The organism is Kitasatospora sp. MAP5-34 (assembly GCF_029894335.1).
Classification (GTDB): Bacteria; Actinomycetota; Actinomycetes; order Streptomycetales; family Streptomycetaceae; genus Kitasatospora.
Map to the genome: position 1 here is coordinate 31,420 of NZ_JARXZC010000028.1, position 21,231 is coordinate 52,650.

Annotated in this window: 16 protein-coding genes; 8 read left to right on the forward strand and 8 right to left on the reverse strand. The window is 72.4% G+C overall.

Features of this window, described 5'->3' with window-relative positions:
* Positions 1-2 precede the first annotated feature (2 nt).
* Complete coding sequence (locus P3T29_RS21885; RefSeq protein ID WP_280718262.1) at positions 3-1,457, reverse strand: arginine decarboxylase; 1,455 nt, start codon at positions 1,455-1,457, stop codon at positions 3-5.
* A gap of 381 nt (positions 1,458-1,838) precedes the next feature.
* Here P3T29_RS21885 and P3T29_RS21890 point away from each other — a divergent pair, with 381 nt between their 5' ends.
* The 5 genes from P3T29_RS21890 (at position 1,839) to P3T29_RS21910 (ending at position 9,569) form a co-directional block, all read left to right on the forward strand.
* Positions 1,839-2,846 carry a trypsin-like peptidase domain-containing protein gene (locus P3T29_RS21890; RefSeq protein WP_280718263.1) on the forward strand — a complete coding sequence of 336 codons (1,008 nt, stop codon included), beginning with the start codon at positions 1,839-1,841 and terminating at the stop codon, positions 2,844-2,846.
* 209 nt (positions 2,847-3,055) lie between these two features.
* Positions 3,056-5,131: a hypothetical protein gene (locus tag P3T29_RS21895; RefSeq protein ID WP_280718264.1), complete on the forward strand. Its 2,076-nt coding sequence runs from the start codon at positions 3,056-3,058 to the stop codon at positions 5,129-5,131.
* Between the two features lie 132 nt (positions 5,132-5,263).
* Positions 5,264-6,025 carry a beta-phosphoglucomutase family hydrolase gene (locus P3T29_RS21900; protein WP_280718265.1) on the forward strand — a complete coding sequence of 254 codons (762 nt, stop codon included), beginning with the start codon at positions 5,264-5,266 and terminating at the stop codon, positions 6,023-6,025.
* Entirely contained in the window at positions 6,022-8,421 is a 2,400-nt protein-coding gene (locus tag P3T29_RS21905; RefSeq protein ID WP_280718266.1) for a glycosyl hydrolase family 65 protein, read from the forward strand. Before P3T29_RS21900 ends, P3T29_RS21905 begins: the two co-directional genes overlap by 4 nt.
* Positions 8,422-8,570: 149 nt before the next feature.
* Positions 8,571-9,569 (forward strand): helix-turn-helix domain-containing protein, encoded by a 999-nt coding sequence (locus P3T29_RS21910; RefSeq protein ID WP_280718267.1) that lies wholly within the window; start codon positions 8,571-8,573, stop codon positions 9,567-9,569.
* 187 nt (positions 9,570-9,756) lie between these two features.
* Here P3T29_RS21910 and P3T29_RS21915 read toward each other — a convergent pair whose 3' ends face one another.
* The 7 genes from P3T29_RS21915 to P3T29_RS21945 all read right to left on the reverse strand — a co-directional run bounded on the left by P3T29_RS21915 (position 9,757) and on the right by P3T29_RS21945 (position 17,664).
* The gene (locus tag P3T29_RS21915) at positions 9,757-10,929 is read right to left on the reverse strand and encodes a cytochrome P450 (RefSeq protein WP_280718268.1); all 1,173 of its coding nucleotides are present in this window, start codon (positions 10,927-10,929) and stop codon (positions 9,757-9,759) included.
* 68 nt (positions 10,930-10,997) lie between these two features.
* The gene (locus P3T29_RS21920; RefSeq protein WP_280718269.1) at positions 10,998-11,600 is read right to left on the reverse strand and encodes a GAF domain-containing protein; all 603 of its coding nucleotides are present in this window, start codon (positions 11,598-11,600) and stop codon (positions 10,998-11,000) included.
* The gene (locus P3T29_RS21925) at positions 11,597-12,442 is read right to left on the reverse strand and encodes a S8 family serine peptidase (RefSeq protein WP_280718270.1); all 846 of its coding nucleotides are present in this window, start codon (positions 12,440-12,442) and stop codon (positions 11,597-11,599) included. The genes P3T29_RS21920 and P3T29_RS21925 overlap by 4 nt, the downstream gene beginning before the upstream one ends.
* 45 nt (positions 12,443-12,487) lie before the next feature.
* Complete coding sequence (locus P3T29_RS21930) at positions 12,488-15,622, reverse strand: adenylate/guanylate cyclase domain-containing protein (protein ID WP_280718271.1); 3,135 nt, start codon at positions 15,620-15,622, stop codon at positions 12,488-12,490.
* 22 nt (positions 15,623-15,644) lie between these two features.
* Complete coding sequence (locus P3T29_RS21935; protein WP_280718272.1) at positions 15,645-15,848, reverse strand: aroma-sacti cluster domain-containing protein; 204 nt, start codon at positions 15,846-15,848, stop codon at positions 15,645-15,647.
* Positions 15,845-16,519 carry a hypothetical protein gene (locus tag P3T29_RS21940; protein ID WP_280718313.1) on the reverse strand — a complete coding sequence of 225 codons (675 nt, stop codon included), beginning with the start codon at positions 16,517-16,519 and terminating at the stop codon, positions 15,845-15,847. The genes P3T29_RS21935 and P3T29_RS21940 overlap by 4 nt, the downstream gene beginning before the upstream one ends.
* A gap of 71 nt (positions 16,520-16,590) precedes the next feature.
* Complete coding sequence (locus tag P3T29_RS21945; RefSeq protein WP_280718273.1) at positions 16,591-17,664, reverse strand: radical SAM protein; 1,074 nt, start codon at positions 17,662-17,664, stop codon at positions 16,591-16,593.
* A 371-nt stretch (positions 17,665-18,035) separates the two neighbouring features.
* Between P3T29_RS21945 and P3T29_RS21950 the strand changes: the two genes are divergently transcribed.
* The 3 genes from P3T29_RS21950 to P3T29_RS21960 all read left to right on the forward strand — a co-directional run bounded on the left by P3T29_RS21950 (position 18,036) and on the right by P3T29_RS21960 (position 21,207).
* Positions 18,036-18,527, forward strand: coding sequence for a hypothetical protein (locus P3T29_RS21950; protein WP_280718274.1), 492 nt, complete (start codon positions 18,036-18,038; stop codon positions 18,525-18,527).
* Positions 18,528-18,619: 92 nt separating this feature from the next.
* Positions 18,620-19,813 (forward strand): radical SAM protein, encoded by a 1,194-nt coding sequence (locus tag P3T29_RS21955; RefSeq protein ID WP_280718275.1) that lies wholly within the window; start codon positions 18,620-18,622, stop codon positions 19,811-19,813.
* Positions 19,814-19,839: 26 nt separating this feature from the next.
* Positions 19,840-21,207 carry an MFS transporter gene (locus P3T29_RS21960; RefSeq protein ID WP_280718276.1) on the forward strand — a complete coding sequence of 456 codons (1,368 nt, stop codon included), beginning with the start codon at positions 19,840-19,842 and terminating at the stop codon, positions 21,205-21,207.
* Positions 21,208-21,231 lie beyond the last annotated feature (24 nt).

Consider the following 21,231-nt stretch of genomic DNA (forward strand, 5'->3'; position numbering starts at 1 on the left):
TTCTACTCCAGTCCGGCGGTGCTGAGTTGGGCGGTCTGCGGTTGGTACAGCGTGTAGATCTCGCTGCCGCTCGTGCGGAGGGCGTTGAGTTCGTCGAGGGTGCGGTCGCACATCCGCTCGCCGGGAACGGTGATGGGGATCCCGGGCGGGTAGGCGATGATGAAGTGGTCTGCGGTGCCCTGGGTCAGGGCCGCGGAAGCCGTTCGGTAGGTGCGCTGGATGGTGCGCAGGGCATCGAGCAGACGGAGCATGGTGGCCTCGTCGACGCCGATGTGGACGTGGAAGAGCACCGCGCTGCCGCTCTCACGGGCGACGTACAGGCCGTAGTCGTCGAAGAGCAGCCGGCGGAAGTCGGCGGTGGTGACCCCGAGGCCCGCGATGTCGACGAGGACCCGGGTCGGGTCGTCGGCCACCAGCAGCGACGGGTCGGTCAGGTGGTTCTTGGGGCCGAGCAGGCGGTACGCCGAGAGCCGGGGATCGGTCTCGATCTCGGTGCTCAACGTCCGGGCCAGGAAGAGCGAGCGGTCCAGCAGGGCCTCCCCCTCGGTTTCGGCCTGCGCCCGTGCCAGGTCCAGGCTGGCCAGGACGGGGAAGCTCGGGGAGGTGGTGTGGTGCTGGAAGAGCGCCTGAGCGGTCCGCTCCTGGGTCTCCCGGTCGCCCACCAGGTGCAGGTAGGAGCCCTGTCGCAGGGCTGACATGGACTTGTGCGCGGAGTGCGTCACCGCGACGGTCATCGGCAGGTGCGGGTCGGTCAGCTTCAGCTCCCGCACGGCGTGCAGCGCGGTGAGCGGCCGCAGAGTGGGGTGGAACCGGTGGATCGCCCCCCAGGCCTCGTCCACCAGGACCGAGACGGTCGGGTGGATCTCGGCCATCGCGCGGAACAGGGTCGGCAGGTCGTACCGGACGCCGTCGTACGAGACGGCCGAGAGTACGACGGTGTCGTACGGCCGCCCGGACGCCGCCGCCTTGGCGAACGCGTCGAGCAGGCACGGCAGGTCGGCGAAGGTCCGGGGGCAGTCGTCGCAGCAGCGGCGCATCCGGGTGTAGTCCACGTCGACGGCGAGCGACCCGAGGGCGAAGTGCACCGACTGGTGGCAGCTGCGGTCGGCCAGCACCCGGCTGCCGGGACGGGTCAGCGCCGCCAGCGCGACCCGGTTGGCCGTGCTGGTGCCTGCCGAGAGGAACAGCGTCATGTCGGCGCCGAAGGTCTCGGCGGCGAGCCGCTGGGCGTCGCGGAGCGGGCCCCGGGGTCGGAAGAACGAGTCGAGCATGGTGCCGCTGTAGGAGACGTCCGCCGCGAGCTGGGCCGTACCGAACAAGGCCTCGTACGCCTCGCGCGTAGGGGAGTTGCTGATCGAGCGGCCGTGGGACAGCGGCAGGGCGTGGAACGAGGCGATGTCCCGGCGGGCGACCTTCAGTACGGCGTCAGCCAGCGGCGTCGCACTGGTCCTGAGCAACTGTCTTGCAGCAGGTGACGGTTGATTGTCAGCTGCCTCGGTGGCGGTGCTGCTGGGTTGGGTCATGGGCGTGCACTCCAGTTAGGTAAACGGAGCACCCGGTAAGGGCGTGGGCTGAGTGCCACGTCTCATGAGACAAAACCAACGCGGCGGTATCAATTCAGATCGGGAATCCTGCTGGTACTTTCCGGAGTCGCGTTCCTGGTGGTGTCTCAGGGGCGCCGGAGTCGAACGTCCGATCGATGCAGGAGCCTGGGCATGCGTTTTCTCACGGGTCTCTCAGCGGGGGGTAACCGAGTTTCCAGTTGGGCGGCTCATGGTCGTGATGTGCGCGGTAGGTACACGCGGACCACCGACCGCTGGGCAGGAGTGACGTACCGGATGAGAGACCAGAATCGCCACCCGCGCCGCACCCCGTTCCGGGGTCGGTCCGTCCTGCTGATCGCCGCAGTCATGGCGCTGGCCGGCGGCACCACCACGCTGGCCGCCCAGGCGACCGCGTACAACGTGCACCCGGCGGCGGTGCAGACCCCGGCCCACGGCAGCACGCCGGCCACGGGTCAGGCGCAGTCACCCACGGCGACGCCGTCCCCCGAGTCCACCCCGACCCCGACCCCGATGCCGAGCGCCGCCGAGCCCTCCAGCACCCCGGCCCCGACTCCGTCGCCCACTCCCACCCCGACGCCGACCCTCGCTCCCAGCCCCACCCCGGCGGCGCAGCCGTCGGAGAGCGTGGTGAACCTCGGCAGCACGGGAACGGCCCCGGCGAACCCGGAGTCGGCCCGGGTCGGCGCGCTGTTCTCGAACACCGTCTCGGCCGGCAACCACTTCTGCACCGCCAGCGTGGTGCACAGCCCGACCCGGAACCTGCTGCTCACCGCCGCCCACTGCCTGAGCAGCCCCGGCGGCGCGGTGTTCGTGCCCGGTTACCGGAACGGCTCGGCCCCGTACGGCGCCTGGCAGGTCACCCAGGTGTTCAACACCACCGGCTGGAGCCAGAACGGCGACACCGACCAGGACTTCGCGTTCCTCACCGTCGCGCCGCTGAACGGCAAGCAGATCGAGGACGTGGTCGGCGCCAACCCGCTCGGCCTGGACGCGAGCTTCACCGCGACCGTCCGGCTGTACGGCTACCCGAGCAGCAGCGACGTCCCGCTGCTCTGCTCCAACGCCACCACGAAGTTCAGCAGTTACCAGCGTGAGATCGCCTGCCCGGCCTACTCGGGCGGTACCAGCGGCGGCCCGTTCATCTCCATCGACACGGGACAGGTGATCGGGATCATCGGCGGCTACCAGCAGGGCGGCGACACCGACGACATCTCCTACAGCGCCTACTTCGACCAGACGATCGGCAACCTCTACGGGACGGCCGTCAGCCAGGCGGGCTGAGGTGGTCCGGTAACTCCACCTGTACCGCTGAGCGGACTTATATGTCCGTTCAGCGGTACTTCGGCGCTGTGGCGGCGGCCGGGCCGTCACCCCCTGGCGAACGGTCGGTGAACACTGTGGCCCGGGGCCCCGGACGCCCGCTCCGGTCGTCAGGATCTGGCCTGGACCGTGCAACTCCGAAGGCACGGCCGGGTATTCGGAGGAGATCCATGCCTCGTCGCCGCATCGCGACAACAGCCGCCATCGCAGTGACCACGCTCGCCGCACTCGCCGCCACCGTCGGCCCCGCGACGGCAGCAGGGGAGGACAACGGCCTGAGCACCGCCAACCACCGGCACCGGCACGGCTCGGTGGGCTACACCGTCGGCACTCCCATGGTCGACCGGGTCAAGGGCGGACCCTGGACGCTCGCGCAGGGCGACCCGACGCTCGGCGCCTCGTACGACCGGAGCCTGCCGGTCTACTCCGGCGGCGGCACCGGGACGATCACCGTCGGCGGCGTGACGTACCCGAACCTGGCGGTGGACCCGGCCGGCTCCGGCGCCGTCCCGGCCGCCAGCGGCGTCACCGGCAGCCCGGGCCCGCTCACCGGCTACTGCTCCAGCGGCGGCGCCACCCCCGAGACCGGCACGGTGACCCGCCAGCCGAAGGGGACCACGCTGCCGATGCAGCCGTACTACTTCCCCTTCGTCACCAGCCAGGACGGCGGCGAGACGCTCGACGGGCTCTTCGACTACCGCCCCAAGGACGGTGACGAGGCGGTGGTCGCGGCCACCTCGACCGACCACGGGAAGACCTGGAAGTACCAGGGCGAGGCGCTGGAGCAGAACGCCGGCCTCTGCCCGAACGGCAACACCAACGACGACGGCCAGGGCCACGCCTTCGTGCTCACGGTGCCGGACTACGCCGGTACCGGCCACCGGGGCCAGGTGCTCTACACCCTCTCCCGACCGTCCGGTGACAACCTCGGCACCAACCTGATCGTGCACCGGCTCGCGCCGAAGGGCGGCAACCCGCTGGCGGGCCTGCCCGCGAGCGAGCCGGTCGGCCAGGGCGGCGCCACCACCGCCACCGCGCCCGTCGCCGTCCCGGCCGGGCCGGGCGGCGCGGGGGTCACCATCACCGTCGGCAGCACCGCGAACTTCGAGCAGCCCGGCCACTTCACCGTGGGCGGCGTCACCGTCGACTGCAACGACGACTCGGCCACCGCCACCACCTTCACCGGCTGCACCACCCGTACGCCGGGCGGCGCCACCATCGCGGCCGGTGACGCGGCGCGGGCCGACGCCGTGATCCCGGCGACCGCGCAGCAGACCTCCGGTCTGGTCGCGCCCGACGGCATCATCAGCACCCTCCCGCACTACCAGGGCGCGCCCCGGGGCAGTGTCGCGGTGCTCTACACCGAGAAGATCCTCAACTACTTCACGCCGACCACCACCACGGCCGCGCTCACCCTCCCGGCCGCGACCCTCCCGGTCGGCGACACCGCCGCGCTCCGGCCGGTGAACGGCACGGTCACCGTCAGCCTCGGTACGGCGGCCGGCATCGTCCAGGTCACCTGCACCGGCGCGGACGCCACCGACCTGACCGGCTGCTCCGGCGGTACGGGCGCGGTGGCCAAGGGCAGCAGCGTCGGCGCCCCCGGCGCGGCGGTGACCCCGTACGCGCAGCTGGCGAAGATCGGCGAGGGCAAGAACAAGCCCAAGTCGCTCTTCGGCAACAACGAGGACTACACCGTCGTCCGCGCCGCCTACACCTACGACGGCCTGAACTTCACCGACCTCGGCCGGGTGAACGGCCTCGCCGACCCGGCGAGCACCAGCGACAGCGTGCTGCGCTGGACCGGCTCGCGCGGCACCGTCGTCACCAACCCGGACGGCAGCTACGGCCTGTTCCTCTCCGGCGCCTACGCCTCGGACGGCGACAGCGACGCCTTCAACCAGATCTTCTACTCCTCCTCCAAGGACGGGCAGAACTGGACCGCCCCGCAGAAGCTGATCGGCACCGACTACACCTTCTCGGCCCTCGCGCAGCAGGCCGCGACCGGCGGCGCCCTCGGCGTCTCCGGCTACTATGCCGGCCGGGTCTACGACCCCACGGTGGTCCAGAACGACAACGGCAGCCTGACCATGCTCTTCGCGGGCTACTCCACGCCGAAGCCGCTGCCCGGCACCGGCGTCACCTACGGCACCGACCCGGCCGCGCAGTACACCGTGCCGGCCGCCCAGCCCGCCGAGTACCGCACCATCCTGAGCGTCACCCTGCACCCGCACTGGAGCAACTGACGCGGGCAGTCGGGGCAACCGGTCGGCCACCCGTGCCCGGCCGAGCGGTTGCCCCGTCCGACGGCGGGGCCGCGACTCGCCAAGTGGAGCAAATGGCCGGTACGGAGGTGTGGTTCGGGTGAGACTGGCAGCATGCTGGGACTTCCGGACCACATCCATGCCTTCCTCTTCGACCTCGACGGCGTGCTCACGCAGACCGCCAAGGTGCACGCCGCAGCCTGGAAGGACATGTTCGACTCCTTCCTGAGAGCCGAGGCCGAGCGCACGGACGAGGAGTTCGTCCCGTTCGACCCGGTCGCCGACTACGACACGTACGTGGACGGCAAGCCCCGGCTGGACGGCACCCGGGACTTCCTGGCCTCCCGGGATCTCGTGCTGCCCGAGGGCTCCCCGGCCGACCCGCCGGGGAGCCGCAGCGTGCAGGGGCTGAGCAGCGCGAAGAACGACACCGTGCTGAGGCTGATCCGCGAGCAGGGCGTCCAGCCGTACCCGGGGTCGGTGGAGTACCTGCACCGGCTGCGGGTGCTCGGGCTGCCGCGTGCCGTGGTCTCGTCCAGCGCCAACTGCCGGGACGTGCTGCGGGCGGCCGGTATCGACGGGCTGTTCGACGTGATCGTGGACGGTGAGGTGGCCAAACGCGACCACCTGCCGGGCAAACCCGCCCCGGACACCTACCTGGCCGCCGCACGGGCGTTGAAGACCGCGCCCGAGCACGCCGCCGTCTTCGAGGACGCGCTCGCCGGGGTCGCCTCCGGCCGGGCGGGCGGCTTCGGGACGGTGGTCGGCGTCGACCGGACGGGGCAGGCCGACGCGCTGCGCGCGCACGGCGCCGACCTGGTGGTCGCCGACCTCGCCGAGCTGATCGAGGGCGACCAGCAGGAGGCCGGCGCGTGACCGGCGAGAGCACCTTCACCATCGACCCCTGGGGGATCGGCGAACACGGCCTGGACCTCAGCGGCCAGGCCCGCGCGGAGTCCCTCTTCGCGCTCTCCAACGGCCACATCGGCCTGCGTGGCAACCTGGACGAGGGTGAGCCGCACGGCCTGCCCGGCACGTACCTGAACGGTGTCTTCGAGCTGCGCCCGCTGCCGTACGCGGAGGGCGGCTACGGGTACCCGGAGTCCGGCCAGAGCGTCATCAACGTGACCAACGGCAAGATCATCCGACTGCTGGTGGACGACGAGCCCTTCGACCTCCGGTACGGCGAACTCCGCAGCCACCAGCGGAGTCTGGACTTCCGGGACGGTCTGCTGCGGCGTGAGGCCGAGTGGACCTCGCCCGCCGGGCGGACGGTCAAGGTGGTCTCGGCCCGGCTGGTCTCGCTGACCCAGCGGGCGATCGCGGCGATCGACTACCGGGTCTCGGCGGTGGACGGTCCGGTCCGGATCGTGGTCCAGTCCGAGCTGGTCGCCAACGAGCAACTCCCCACCGGCGCCGCCGATCCGCGCGCGGCGGCCGTGCTGGAGGCGCCGTTGGTCTCCGAGGCGCACCAGGCGGGCGGGACCAAGGCGGTGCTGGTGCACCAGACCCGCTACAGCGAACTGCGGGTGGCGGCCGGGATGGACCACGCCGTCGAGGGCTCGGACGGTTTCGACGCCGTCGCGGAGAGCTCCGAGAACCAGGGGCGGATCACCGTCACCACCGTACTGAAGCCCGGCGAGGAACTACGGCTGGTCAAGTACATCGCGTACGGGTGGTCGGCGACCCGCTCGCTGCCCGCCGTCCGCGACCAGGTGGAGGCGGCGCTGACCGCCGCCCGGTACACCGGCTGGGACGGGCTGGTGGCCGAACAGCGCAAGTACCTGGCGGAGTTCTGGAAAACCAGCGACATCCGGATCGAAGGCGACGTCGAACTCCAGCAGGCCGTCCGGTTCGCCATGTTCCACGTCCTGCAGGCGGGTGCTCGCAGCGAGGAACGGGCCATCCCCGCAAAGGGGTTGACCGGCCCCGGGTACGACGGCCACAGCTTCTGGGACACCGAGGCATTCGTGCTGCCGGTGCTCACCTACTGCCTGCCCGGCGCGGTCAAGCAGGCGCTGCGCTGGCGGCACGGCACGCTGCCGATGGCCCGCGACCGGGCGGCCCAACTCGGCCTGGCGGGTGCGGTGTTCCCATGGCGGACGATCCACGGCGAGGAGTGCTCGGGGTACTGGCCGGCCGGTACCGCCGCCTTCCACATCGGCGCGGACATCGCGGCGGCCGTCGCCCGGTACGTCCGGGCGACGGCGGACGTCGAGTTCGAGCGGGAATACGGGCTCGAACTGCTGGTGGAGACCGCGCGGATGTGGCGTTCGCTGGGACACCACGACGCGGCCGGACGGTTCCGGATCGAGGGCGTCACCGGCCCGGACGAGTACAGCGCCGTCGCGGACAACAACGTGTTCACCAACCTGATGGCGCAGACCAACCTGCGGGACGCCGCCGAGGCCGCCACCCGGCACCAACAGGAGTCGGCCGCACTGGGCGTGGACACCGAGGAGGCGGCCGCCTGGCGGGACGCCGCCACCGCGATGTACATCCCGTACGACGAGAAGCTCGGCGTGCACCCGCAGGCGGACGGTTTCACCGACCACCAGGCCTGGGACTTCGACGCCACCCCGCCGGAGAATTACCCGCTGCTCCTGCACTACCCGTACTTCGACCTGTACCGGAAGCAGGTGGTCAAACAGGCCGACCTGGTGCTCGCGATGCAGTTGCGCGGCGACGCCTTCACCGACGAGCAGAAGGCCCGCAACTTCGCCTACTACGAGCGGCTGACCGTCCGGGACTCCTCGCTCTCGGCCTGCACCCAGGCGGTCATCGCGGCCGAGGTCGGCCAGCTGGAGCTGGCGTACGACTACACCGCCGAGGCCGCGCTGATGGACCTGCACGACCTGGGCGGCAACACCAGCGACGGGCTGCACATGGCCTCGCTGGCCGGCGCCTGCATCGCGCTGGTGCAGGGCTTCGGCGGGCTGCGCGATCACAGCGGGCACCTCTTCTTCCGGCCCCGGCTGCCGAGCGGGCTGGCGCGGCTCTCGTTCTCGATGCTGGTGCGGGAGAGCCTGCTGCACCTGGAGATCTCCCACGCGAGGACGACCTACTCGGTGCTCCGGGGCGGGCCGCTCCGCCTGCTGCACGAGGGCGAGGAGCTGGTGATCGCCCCCGGTGAGCCGGTCAGCCGCCCGATGGCCGTGGTGGAACCGGTCGAGCGCTGCGCGCAGCCGCCGGGGCGGGAGCCGGCCCGGCGGAAGACGCAGGCCGGGGTGCAGATCGGCAGCGGTGCGGTGGAGCACCTGCAGGCGGAGTGACCGGAACCGGGGCGATCGGTGCCATGTCCTCTGTATGTGAAGTTTTGCCACGGATGCTGTGTGAACGTCTTACTATCCTGGTTAATGATCAGCCCTGGGCAATCATGTCCGGGTAACCGTTTGGGGGGTGACCGATGGCCGAGCCGTCCATGACCTCATTCCCCACGCTCTCCGAGAGCGACCTCCGGGTCTTCCAGTGGGTCGCCGGCCACGGCGGGCTCACGCCCCAGGCGGCGGGTGAGCTCGGCATGTCGGAGAGCGACGTGCGGCGTTCGGCGGTGGTGCTGGAGCGACTTCACCTGCTGCGCCCGCTGCCCGGCGGCCCCGGCGAGGAGCCCGCGCTGGTGGCCGTCCCGCCCGAGCTCGCAGCGGCCAGCCTGCTGGCACCGGCCGAGGCCGAACTCCGCAGGCAGCTGGCCGACACCGGCCGGGTCCGGGCCGAACTGGCCCGGCTGGCACCGCTGTACGAGCAGGTCAGCTCGGCGCGGACGGTCGAACCGCTGAGCGAGGTCCTGGACCTGGACACCGTCATCGACGTGATCTACACGCTGACCGCCCGGTGCGACACCGAGGTGCTGACCTGCCAGCCCGGCGGCCCGAGAGCGCCCCACCTGCTGGAACAGGCCTTCACCCGGGACCTGGAGATGACGCGGCGCGGAGTCCGGATGTGCACGCTCTACCAGCACACCTCGCGCCGGCACCCGCCCACCCAGGAGTACGTCCGCCGGATCAGCGCGGCCGGAGCCGAGGTGCGGACGCTGACCGCGCTGTTCGGCCGGATGATCGCCTTCGACCGGGAGACCGTGATCATCCCGCACCACGAGGCGTACGACGGCGCGGTGGTGGTCCGGGACCCGTCCGCCGTCGCGTACCTGTGCGCGGTCTTCGACCACTCCTGGACGCTGGCCGATCCGTACGCCCCGGTCGGCCAGACGCAGGGCGACTCCGCGCTCGACGAGATCAAACAGGCCATCATCCGCTTGCTGGCGGAGGGCATGAAGGACGAGATGATCGCCCGTCGGCTCGGGATGTCGCTGCGGACCTGCCGCAAGCACATAGCGGAGAGCATGGAGACCCTCGGCGCGAGCAGCCGCTTCCAGGCGGGCTATCTGGCCCGGGCGCGGAGTGAACTCGTCGACCCGCTCTGACCACTGCGGGATGCCCGGCGTCGCGCGCCCTGCGGGAACTATGAGACCTGCCCTAAGGGCAGAGTGTTGCGCGCCTGCGGGAACTATGAGACCTGCCCTAAGGGCAGAGTGTTGCGCGCCTGCGGGAATTATGAGACCCGCCCTAAGGGCAGAGTGGTGCGCGCCTGCGGGAATTATGAGACCCGCCCTAAGGGCAGACTGTCAGCGGGAGGGCCTTGAGACGGCGGTGCTGGTGGCCGCCGCTCCAGGACAGCTCGGTCGGCGGGCAGGCCAGGCGGAAGGCGGGCCAGCGGGCGAGGAGCGCGGTCAGGGCCACGGTCAGCTCCAGCTTCGCGAGGCCGGCGCCGATGCAGTAGTGCGGACCGGCGCCGAAGCTGAGATGGCGGGGCCCGCCCGGACGGCCGAGGTCGAGCCGGTCCGGGTCCTGGTGGCTGCGCGGGTCGTGGTTGGCCGCAGCGACCGAGAGCAGCACGCTGCTGCCCGCCGGGATCACCGTCCCGCCGATTTGTACGTCCGCCAGCGCGACCCGGCGGGTGCTGAACGGCCCTGGGGTGTCCCAGCGCAGCAGCTCGTCCACGGCACGGGGCATCAGCGCGGGGTCGGCGCGCAGCCGCTCCAACTCCCCGGGGTGGTCGAGCAGGGCGAGGACGCACATGCCCAGCATCTGCACCGTGCTGTCGAACCCTGCGAGCAGGAGCATCGCGAGCAGGTCGACCAGCTCCGCCTCGGTGACCTCGCCGCTCGCCTGCCAGGCCCGGACCACGACGGAGACGACGTCCTCGCCCGGTTCGGCGAGGCGGTCGGCGATCTGGGCGCGGATGACGGCGTCGAGGCCGTCGAGGGCCCGTTCGGTGTCGCGGTAGCCGAGCAGGTCGGACACCGCGCGGTGCAGCTTCGGGACGGTTTGCTCGGGGATGCCGAAGACCTCGCAGAGCACCGCGAAGGCGAACGGTTCGGCGAAGTCGGCCATCAGCTCGACGGTTTCCGGGGTGCCCAGTGCGGCGAGCCGCGCCGTGGCCAGCTGTTCGACCCGGGGGCGGTGCGGCGCGATCCGGCCGGGGGTGAACGCCGGGGCGGCGAGCCGCCGGATCCGGGTGTGGTCCGGCGGGTCGTAGTTGACCAGGGTCATGTCCAACGCCCGGTGCGGGCGGCCGGGTTGCGGCGGGGTGCCGCGCAGTGAGAGCCGGGGGTCCAGAAACCCGGCCCGGACGTCCGCCGCGCGGGTGACCAGCCAGACCGGCCGCCCGGCGGGCGTGGTGACCCGGGCCACCGGGCAGCCCTCCCGCAGGCCGGCCAGGACGGCATCCGGGTGTGCGATGAAGTCGCCGCCGAGCGGCGAGCGGGTGTCGGTCGTGGTCATCGGGTTTCTCCCGTCGGGGGCAGGGCTCAGGGGGTAGAGCTCAGTGGGCAGGGCTCACCGGGCAGGGCTCAGGGGGCGAGCAGCAGGTCGCGTACCGCGTCGAGGGCCCGGAGTCCGGCGGCGCGGTCGGCCGGGTCGAGCCCGTCCAGTACGAGCGCGGCGGCCGGGACCTCGGTGCCGCGCAGGGCGCGGCGGTCCAGCACGGCCCGCAGGGCGGTGGCGGCCTGTCGGGCGAACAGCGACAGCAGGTCGAGCTCGCTGAGGCTGGACCGGGCCTGCGGGGACGGGTCGAGCACCTCCAGCACCCCGAGGAGCACCCCGGAGGAGTGCAGCAGCGGCGCCGCCATCAGCGAGTCGGGTACGTACTTGGTCGACTCCGCCAGATCGCGGGCGAAGCTGCCGTTCTGCGAGAGGTCGTCCACCACCATCGGCTCACCGGTGCTCGCCACCCAGCCCGCGATGCCCCGCCCGGCCGGGAAGCGGGTGCCGACCAGGAACTCCTCGCCCTGGCCGGAGACGGCCTGGAAGACCAGTTCGTCCGCCTTCTCGTCCAGCAGGAAGATCGAGCTGGCCTCGGCGCCGAAGATGGCCCGGGCGGTGTCGACCACCGACTGCAGCAGCTCTCTGGCCACCGGGTCGACCTCGGTCGGGTGGCTGGTGGTCTCGGTCATTCGGCACCCCTGTTGCTGACGGATACGTTGGAAGCGGCCTGGTAGAGCACGGACTTGAGCTGGAAGGTGGTCATCTTCGGGTACTTGGCGAGGACCCGGGCGGCGAGCCCGGCCATGTACGGCGTCGCGAAGCTGTTGCCGGTGGTGCGGATGGTGTTGCCGCCCAGCCAGGGCACGGTGACGTTCTGGCCCGGGGCGAAGAACTCCACCGGCGGCTTCGGGTTGTAGAGGTACAGCTCCGGGTCGTCCTCCTGGTGGCTGCCCACCGAGATGACCGAGGAGTACCGCCAGGGGAAGCTCTCCACCGGTGTGTTGTGGGCGGAGGCGACGATCACCGAGCGGCCGAAGAACGCCTCGTCGGCGAGGGCCCGCAGAGCGTCGGTGAACTGCGGCCGGGTGGTGGACAGGCTGAGATTGATCACGTCGAAGCGCTGCTCGACCGCCCAGCGCAGCCCCGCGAGCAGCACGTCCCCGGTGCCCGCGAACCTCTCGCCGAGCACCCGGACGCTGTACAGCTCGCAGTCCGGCGCGGTCCGGCGGATGATCCCGGCACAGGCGGTGCCGTGGCCGCAGGTGTCACCCGTCTCGGTCGGCTCGATCCGGATGCCGGCGTCGTCCTTGATCACGACGTACGAGCCGTCGACCTGGCCGACCAGCGGGTGGTCCCGTTCGACGCCGCTGTCCACGACGCAGACCCGGACGCCCCGGCCGGTGGAGCCGCCCCAGGCCCAGTCGGGGGTGATCTCCTGGCCGTCGGCCACGATGGGGATGTCGCCCGGGCTGTGGCCGCGCAGGCTCCAGCTCAGTGCGGCGCCCGGCGCGGGCGCGGTGGGAGTGGTCATCGGGGGAGTCGCTCCTCTGGTGGGTGCTGGTGGACGGGCCCTTGCTCAGCGCTGGGCCCGCTGGGCCCGGTGAGCGGCCTCGGTCAGGTCGGCGGCGCGGCGGACGCCGACCAGGTGGCCCTTGGCGGCGAAGTGCCGGCCCGCTCTGGCGGCGGCCCCGGCCGCAGCCGTCTCGTGGCCCAGGGCCAGCGCGGTGTGGGCCTCGTCCAGGGCGGCGGTGGCCTGCACCACGGGCGAGTCGGTGCGCTCGGCCTCCGCGACGGCCCGCGCCGCGAGGTCGGCCGCGCCCTGCTCGCTGCCCGCCCGCAACCGGGCGAGCGTGCCGTGCAGGTCGGCGGAGTCGGCCAGTGGCAGCTGGTCGGCGCAGTCCGCCGGGCCGGCCGGGGAGAGCAGGCCGGACAGCTCGTCGAGGTGTGCGTGGGCCCCTGCCAGGTCGCCGGAGTCCAGCAGGACGCGGGCCAGGTCGCGCGTGATGCCACCGAGCAGGCTGGTGGCGCCGAGTTCGCGGCAGGCCCGGTCCGCCTCGCGGAGCAGCCGGGTGGCCCGGGCCGGACGGTCCGCCAGGGCCTCCACCGCCGCCCGGAAGATCGGCATGAAGACCAGCGCCTCGGCGAAGCCGAGTTCGCGGCAGAGCCGGTCGGCCTCCGCCAGGCAGCGCCGGGCGCCGTCCCAGTCCTGCCGCAGTGCCAGCAGCACCGCGAGCGGGCAGTTGAGGGTGACCTGCGCGGCCCGCCGGTCGGAGCCGTGCTCGGCCAGCAGCGCGCGGCAGCGGGCCACGGCGGCGGGTACGGGCGTCGGCCCCATCCAGAGCGACACCCCGATCGCACCGAGGGCGGCGGCCCGTTCGGGCTCGGCGCCGGCCAGTACGGCCTGTTCCAACGCCCGTTCGAGCAGGGTCTCGGCGGTGCCGTGCCGGCCCAGCAGCTGCTGGTGCTGGGCCAGCCGCAGGCAGGCCCGGGCCACCCCGAGGTGGTCCTGGGCGGTCTCGAACAGCGGGAGCACCTCGCGGGCCGTCCGGGCGGCGTGCCCGAGCCCGGGGCCCGGGTCCAGCACGGCGAGGCCGAGCCTGGCGTGGGCCGCGACCACCGGGTCGTCGGTGGTGGCGACGTCCTGGAGCAGCTGCCGCCCCTCCTCGGTGCGCCCGGTGGCCAGGCGCACCTCGGCCAGCCGCCAGGCGGCCGTCAGCCAGGCGGGCTCGCCGGGCCGGGCGAGCGCGACGGCGCCGTCGAGCAGCTCCTCGGCCCAGCCCAGGTCGGCGCGGGCCAGCGCCAGCGCACCGGCGGCCGCCAGGTGACCGGCGGCGCGGCGGCGCAGGTCCTGGGTGTGCGGGTCGATCAGGCCGAGTTCGCTGCGGTAGCGGTGGGCCTTGGCGAGGTGGTTGCCGACCGAGCTGTCCGGCGCACCCCGCCCGGCGAGCAGGTCGGCGGCGCGTTCGTGCCGCTCGGCGCGGACCCGCTTGGCCATGCCCTGGTACGAGACCTCCTGCACCAGGCCGCTGCTGAAGCGGTACCCGGCGTCCCGGCCGTCCGGTTCGACCAGCCGGCGGCGGACCAGCCGGAGGAGTGCGGGCGGCAGGGTGTCCAACCCGGCCGCGTCGGGCTGCAGTTCGCCGCCCGGACGGCCCTCGGGGCCGCTGCGGGCCAGCCCGGTCAGCTCGCCCTGGCCGAACTCGCGGCCGACCACCGAGGCCAGCGACAGCGTGGTGCGCTCGGCGGCCTCCAGGGCGTCGATCCGGGCGCCGAGCAACGCCTGTACGGTCGGCGGGAGTTCGTCGGGGTTCCGGTTCTCGGCGACCATCGCGAGCAGCTGCTCCAGGTGCAGCGGGTTGCCCTCGGCCCGTTCGAGCAGCTGGCTCATGGTGCCCGCGCCGTGGGCTGACACCTCGGCGAGCCCGGCGGCCAGCCGGACGCTCTCGGCGGCGGACAGCCCCGGCAGCAGGATGCTGTGCGCGCCCGCACCCCAGTCCGGGCTGTGTTCCAGCAGCTCCAGCCGGGCGGCGCAGACGATCAGTACGTGCTGCGCGACGAGCCCGGCGGTGAGCCGTTCCAGCACGTCGCGCAGGACCGGACCGGCCCAGTGGAAGTCGTCCAGGACCAGCACCACCGGCTGGTGTACGGCGAGTTCGGAGAGCAGCCCGGTCAGGGCGGCGCAGGTGTCCTCGACCGAGGGGTTGGGCGTGCCGTCGTGCAGCAGCCCCTGTCGCAGCACCTCCGGGACGAGTGCGGCCGGGACGACTGTGGGCAGCGCGCTGTCGAGCAGGCGGCGCAGCGCGTCCGCCAGCGGGGCGAGGCTGCCGCTCTCGCCGTACGGGCGGCAGCGCCCGGCGCCCCAGCGCGGGGTGGAGCGGAGCAGCCACTCCCGGATCAGCCGGGTCTTGCCGATGCCCGCCTCGCCGTAGAGCGTCACCAGTCCGGAGCCGTTCTCGGGTCGCGCCAACGCGCTCTCCAGGGCGGCCAGTTCGGCTTCACGTCCGATCAACGGGGTGTCGAAACGGCGGAGCAGCTCCGGGTCGTCGCCCTGCAGGCCGAGCAGCCGGTGCGCCCGGACCTGCTCCGACTTTCCCTTCAGGGTGAGCAGGCCGGCGTCCTCGACGACGGCGGCCGCGCCCACCGCGCGCAGGGTCTCGGGGCCGATCAGGATCTGGCCGGCCCCGGCGTTCTGCTCCAGCCGGGCGGCGACGTTGACCACCTCGCCGGAGACCAGCGCCTGCCGGGCCGAGGCGTCCGAATTGGCCACCGCCTCACCGGTGTTGACGCCGATCCGGACGTCCAGCCGGATGCCGAGGGCGGCCGTCAGCTCGGAGTTGAGCTCGGCGAGCGCGGTGAGCATGTCCAGGGTGGCGGCCACCGCGCGGCGGGCGTCGTCCTCGTGCATGACGGGGATGCCGAACACCGCCATCACCGCGTCGCCGATGAACTTCTCCACCGTGCCGCCGTGTGCCTCGATCCGGGAGGTCATCAGCTCGAAGTAGTGCAGCGTCACCGAGCGCAGGGCCTCCGGATCGAGGCGGCCGGAGAGGGCGGTGGAGCCGACCAGGTCGCAGAAGACCACGGTGACCACCTTGCGCTCGTCCGCCCGCTGGGCGGATGCGATGGGCGCGGTCGGTGCGCACGGCGTGCCGCAGTGCAGGCAGAACCGTGCGCTGTCGGGCAACTCGCCCGCACACGAAGGGCAGTTCACGGCTTGGCCTCCTCGGGGGCGATCAGAACAGTGCGCCGCCGGCCACGGCGCCGTGCGCCTGGACCTCCGGTTCGACGTCGTCCAGTCGCGCCTTGATGTCGAGCAGCAGCACCAGCTCCTCCTCGCTGAGGGAGCCGAAGACCTCGAGCTGCTCGTCGGTCAGTACGTCCACGGGGAACCCGGCGGTTGCCAGTACGGCGATCGTCCGGGGGTCGGGAGTGGTCATTGGTCGGGCGTCCTCTCGTCTCGGGAAGGGCGTGACATGCGGGAGAGCATCGTCAGGTCGTTGTGGGTGAGCCGGGTGAAGAGCTCGGTCACCGCGTCCACGGTGTGCAGGGCGCTGACCGACACTGCCGTCTCCTGGGCCCGGTCCAGCGGGAGCCGGTCGAGCAGCAGGCCCAGTTCGGCGGTGTGTCCGGTGTCCAGCACCGCGTGGTGGCTGACGGTCTGGAAGGCGGCGCCGGGCAGCCCGGTGTCGGCGGCCAGCCGGTCGGCGAGCCAGGGGGCGGGGGCGTTGCCCTCCAGCACGGTGATGTAGCCGAGCAGCGAGACCGGGTGGAAGTGCTCGACCCAGTAGTACTGCGGGCCGACCAACCGGGCGACCAGCGGCGGCGGTTGCTGCCGGAGCGGGGAGTAGGGGCTGTGCGGGCTGTGCGGGTCGAGGCCGGCGGCGGTCAGGTCGGCCAGCAGCCAGTCGTCGTGGCCGCGCTCCTCCTCGATGTGCTGTTCCAGATACCGGCCGAGCGGCCCGGCGACCGGGTCGGCCGGCCCGAGGTCGGCGCAGCGCCTGGCGGCGAGCTCCATCAGCGGTACGGAGGCGCGGATCACCTCGTGCATCGTGCGCAGGTAGCGGCCGTACCGCTCGGTGAGGCCCCGGGGGTGCCAGAGCTCTGCCATCGCGGCGTTCAAGGCCGGTGCGGCGAGGGCGAGTTTGAGGTGGAGCGCGGAGCTGCGGCTCGGTGCGGTGGTCACTGCGGAGCACCTCCCGAGAGGGTGACCAGGTCGGCGTACCGGGGGCTGCCGAAGCGGCGGACCAGGGCGGCCGGGCCGGCCGTGCGCTGGGAGCTGGCGGCCTGCAGGTCGAGCAGTTCGCCGACCGCCCCCGCGCCGTCCCGCTCCGCCCCGGCCAGCACGCCGGGGTGCTCGCCGAGGCTGCGGCAGCCGGTGCAGTACCCGGTGCAGTCGGCGAGGTCGCCGTAACGGGCGTACAGGTGGCCGGGGCCGACGGACCTGAGCATTCTGAGCGCCGGTGCGGTGAGCGACCGTTCGCGGATCTCGGCCCAGCCGTCCCGGGCGATGTCGCCGAGCAGCAGGTGCGGGGGCACCGGGCGGCGGTCTGCGGTGTCCTGGTTGCAGCAGGCCAGGACGGCCCCGTCGTGGGCGATCACCGGCCAGGCCGCCATCGCGCAGGGCAGCGGCCGCCCGTCCGGTCCCGGGGTGCGGGCGGCGCCGGCCCAGGAGGCCGCACGGCCGAGTGCCCGGACTTCGTTGACGAGCATCGGGACCCGGCCGCCGAAGGTCCGCCGGACGTCCGCCGTCAGCTCGGCCAGGTACGGGTCGTCCGGTCCGGTGCCGGTGATGTGCAGGCTGACGGGGAGGCCCTCGGCCAGCACGGCGTGCAGCGCACGGAAGACGTCGGCGCGGGACACCTCGCGCTCGTGGAAGGCGTCGATGCTCGCCGAGAAGTGGTCGGCCGAGGTGATCGCCGCCAGGATCGCGGCCGGGATGCGCGGCTGCCGGGCGAAGAACATGCCGCTCAGCAGTGCCGTCCGGCAGCCGCTCACCCGGGCGGCGGCGGCCAACTCGGCCACCAGGCCGGGGCGCAGCAGCGGCTCGCCGCCCGTGAGCAGCATCAGCTCCGGCCGGTTCGCACGGGTGAACGAGGACACGAAGCCCCGCAGCCGGTCGGCCTCCGGTTCGCCACCGCGCATCGTGGAGGAGGTCGAACAGTGCGCGCAGCTCAGCGGGCAGCGCTGGGTGAGGGTGACCAGCAGCCCGGCACACGGCGTCGGGCGCAGCCCGACCAGCTCGGCCAGGTCCATCGGCACACCTCTCGCACTCGTAGGGCCCACGGCGGGCACCGTCTGCCGAGCAGACTGGCCGGTCGGGGTTGGCGATGGGTTTGCAATCGCACCGAATCCGGTATATCCGCAGCTGAGCGGCCTCCTGACGGTGCCGTCCCGGACGGGCGCGGCCCGGCCTGTGGCCCGGTGGACCGCTGTTGAGCTGGGCGTACGCCGCTGCTGTACCGCTGCTGAACCGATCCCGTTCCGGGCGTTCCTAGCTTTCTCGGTGTCGGCGGGATCGACCGCCGGCACCACCCCAAGGTGTGAGTCGGCCTCGTCTGCTGACCGGCCGTTGCAGCGGACGGTGCGAGGACTCCCGGCTCCCCGTGTTGTGAATGGAGATCACCATGGCTGAGAACATCAAGCCCACCGGCGACGAGGCTGCCGACGTCGTGGCGCACAAGGACGACGCGACCGGCTGGTGCTTCAGCAACTCGGGCGGCGTCGACGTCGCGGAGACTGCTGACGTCGTGGCGCACAGCGACGAGGAGACCCCGTGGTGCTTCAGCAACTCGGGCAACACGGACCTCACCGAGTCCGCCGACGTCGTGGCGCACAGCGACGAGGAGACCCCGTGGTGCTTCAGCAACTCGGGTAACACGGACCTCACCGAGTCCGCCGACGTCGTGGCGCACACCGCCGAGGCGAGCGGCTGGTGCCTCAGCAACTCGGGCAACGTCGACTTCGCCGAGACCGCTGACGTCGTGGCGCACAGCGACGACGAGACCCCGTGGTGCTTCAGCAACTCGGGTAACACCGACCTCGCGGAGGACGCCGACGTCATCGCCCACAGCGGCGAGGAGACCCCGTGGTGCGTCGGTAACAGCGGCGTGGCCTAACCGTCCCAGGACAGTTCACGGGGCCTGCCGCCGCGCGGCGGCAGGCCCCGTCCCCCTCTTCCATCCCCGCCCGACCCACTTTGGAGGCACCCGTGCCAGCACAGCAGTCCGCACCCGAGGCCGACCGGAGCCGTCTGATCAAGGCGGAGGGCGGCGGTTGGTGGTTCCTCGGCGACGGCGGCTACGCCCGGCTCCGTCCTGGCCAGGTCAGCCCGGAGGGCACCCTGCTGCCCAGCGCCGAGCGCTTCCTGCTGGACCGTGGCCTCTACGACATCAAGCCGTTCCGCTCGTACTCGCTGACGGTGCTCACCAGCACCGACTGCAACCTGGGCTGCGGGTACTGCTTCCAGAACACCGGACAGGACGAGAAGGGCGGCAGCCGTCCGCCGCGGATCAAGCACGCCCGGCTCACCTCGGACATGATCACCAGCGTCCTGGACTTCACCCGGGAGCGGATGGAGGCGGCCGAGCTGGACCGGCTCGCGCTGATGCTGTTCGGCGGCGAGCCTCTGCTCAACCCCCGGGGCGCCCGCGAACTCCTCCGTCGGGCAGCCGAGTTGGGCGAGCTCAAGGCGAGCATGGTGTCCAACGGCACGCTGCTCACCCCGCTGATCGCCAAGGAGCTGCACGCGGCCGGCCTCGAATCCGTCCAGATCACCTTCGACGGTGACAAGGAGGTGCACGACGCGATCCGGATCAAGCGCTCCGGCGGCGGCACCTTCGACCTGATCGTGAACAACGTCGCCAAGGCGATGGCGGCCACCGACATCCGCTGGCACCTGCGGGTCAACGTCTCGCACCACAACAAGCACGGCATGGACGAGCTGGTCGAGCGCCTCGCCGAGCGCCTCGACGCCCCCCGCTGCGGCCTGCAGTTCGCCCTGATCGGCGATGTCGGCGTCGGCTACGGCAACGACCTCGCGTACGGCAGCACGCTCGCCGAGGACTTCACCCGCTGGCATGCCCGAGCGCTGGAGCTCGGCTTCTCCGTCAGCCGTCCCAAGGCCAACCTGGGTTGCCAGGCCTGCTCGTTCAAGAGCGGCAAGTACGGCGCGGTGATCAACGCCGACGGTGTGCTGTCGAGTTGCTGGGAGACGGCGGGCCAGCCCGGCTGGGAGGTCGGCACCCTGGAGCACGGCTACCTCTCCGAGGAGGAGACCGAGGGGCGCTGGATCACCTGCTACGACCAGTACCAGTACGGCGAGAACGCGGCCGCGCTGGCCGCTTTTCAGGACGAGGTCGACGCAGCCCTGCTCGACCGGTTGAACGCGGCCGGGCGGCTCTGACGCCCCGCCTGTCTCGGAGGTGGACCATGGCTGACCCCGGCATACTGCGCACCAACAGGGACTTCCGAAGGTTCTGGATCGGCTCGGCGGTCTCGACGCTGGGCTCGCAGATGTCCCTGATCGCCTTCCCGCTGCTGGTGCTCTCGCTCGGGGGCGGAGCCGCGCAGGCCGGTCTGGTGGCCTCCTGCTCGCTGGTGACCAGGATGCTCTTCCGGCTGCCCGGCGGGCAGTTGGCGGACCGGATGGACCGGCGGAAGCTGATGGTCGGTGCCAACCTGGTCCGGCTGACCACGGTCGCGAGCATCCCGGTGGCGGCCGGCCTCGGCCACCTGGCGTACCCGCAACTGCTGATCGTGGCCGTGGTCGAAGGCACCGCCACGGCCGTCTTCGCCCCGGCGAGCACCACCGCCGTCCGGGACGTCGTGCCGGACGACCAGCTGTCCGACGCGCTGGCCAAGGACCAGTCCTCGATGGCCGCCGCCTCCCTGGTCGGCCCCTTCCTCGGCGGTTGGCTGTTCACCGTCGACCGCATCCTGCCGTTCACCGTGGACGCGGCTTCGTACGCCGTCTCGATCGTCCTGCTGCTGCGGATGGTCTCCAGGCCGCCGCAGGCCGCCGAGGGCACTGCGAGGGACAACAGGGTGACGGCCGGGGTGCGTTGGCTGCTCGGGCAGCCGTCCCTGCTGCGGTTGCTGCTCTTCGCCGCGCTGCTCAACCTGGTCGGCTCGGCAGCCGAGGTCGCCATGGTCGTCACGCTGCGGAGCAGCGGGACGGGCGGTACGTCGATCGGCCTGGTGATGGCCTGCGCCGGGGTCGGCGCCCTGCTCGGCTCGCTGGCCGCGCCCCGGGTGATGAAGACCTTCACTCCGGGGCAGCTGTTCCTGACCATCGGCGTGACCTGGGCCGGTGGTCTCGCGGTGTTCGCGTGCACCCAACAGCCCTGGGTGCTCGGCCCGTTGCTGGTGCTGTTGATCCTGCTCACCCCGCCCGCCGGCATCGTGGTCGGCCAGGCGATGCTCAGCCGGTCCCCGCGTGAGCTGCTCGGCCGGGTCAGCACCGCCGTCGACCTGCTGGTCGCCGGGCTCGCCGCGCTCGGCCCGATACTGACCGGCCTCGCCCTCCAAGGGATCGGCATCTCGCCGACCTGGCTGCTGCTGGCCGCCCTGGTCGGTGCCGCCACGCTCGTCGCGGTCGTGCCGATGCTCCGCGACGGCGGCTTCGCCGCCGGGCCCGAGCCGAAGCAGGCGGCCGAGCCCGCGAGCGAACAGGCTGCCGGCTCCGCGAGCGACGCCGCTCCCACTCGCGAAGCCGGTACCACCAGCGAAGCCGGTACCACCAGCGAAGCCGGCCCCACGAGCGCCGGGCGTCCGCCCGTCGAGCCGGCCGCCGTCTGACCCCATCCGCCGGCACTCCAGCCG

Bases quoted from the DNA above. Each gene is read 5' to 3' on its own strand.
- P3T29_RS21935 (WP_280718272.1), bottom strand. From the start codon at position 15,848: ATGACCACTCCCGACCCCCGGACGATCGCCGTACTGGCAACCGCCGGG.
- P3T29_RS21945 (WP_280718273.1), bottom strand. From the start codon at position 17,664: ATGGACCTGGCCGAGCTGGTCGGGCTGCGCCCGACGCCGTGTGCCGGG.
- P3T29_RS21925 (WP_280718270.1), bottom strand. From the start codon at position 12,442: ATGACCACTCCCACCGCGCCCGCGCCGGGCGCCGCACTGAGCTGGAGC.
- P3T29_RS21890 (WP_280718263.1), top strand. From the start codon at position 1,839: ATGAGAGACCAGAATCGCCACCCGCGCCGCACCCCGTTCCGGGGTCGG.
- P3T29_RS21920 (WP_280718269.1), bottom strand. From the start codon at position 11,600: ATGACCGAGACCACCAGCCACCCGACCGAGGTCGACCCGGTGGCCAGA.
- P3T29_RS21960 (WP_280718276.1), top strand. From the start codon at position 19,840: ATGGCTGACCCCGGCATACTGCGCACCAACAGGGACTTCCGAAGGTTC.
- P3T29_RS21895 (WP_280718264.1), top strand. From the start codon at position 3,056: ATGCCTCGTCGCCGCATCGCGACAACAGCCGCCATCGCAGTGACCACG.
- P3T29_RS21915 (WP_280718268.1), bottom strand. From the start codon at position 10,929: ATGACCACGACCGACACCCGCTCGCCGCTCGGCGGCGACTTCATCGCA.
- P3T29_RS21950 (WP_280718274.1), top strand. From the start codon at position 18,036: ATGGCTGAGAACATCAAGCCCACCGGCGACGAGGCTGCCGACGTCGTG.
- P3T29_RS21940 (WP_280718313.1), bottom strand. From the start codon at position 16,519: ATGGCAGAGCTCTGGCACCCCCGGGGCCTCACCGAGCGGTACGGCCGC.
- P3T29_RS21910 (WP_280718267.1), top strand. From the start codon at position 8,571: ATGACCTCATTCCCCACGCTCTCCGAGAGCGACCTCCGGGTCTTCCAG.
- P3T29_RS21900 (WP_280718265.1), top strand. From the start codon at position 5,264: ATGCTGGGACTTCCGGACCACATCCATGCCTTCCTCTTCGACCTCGAC.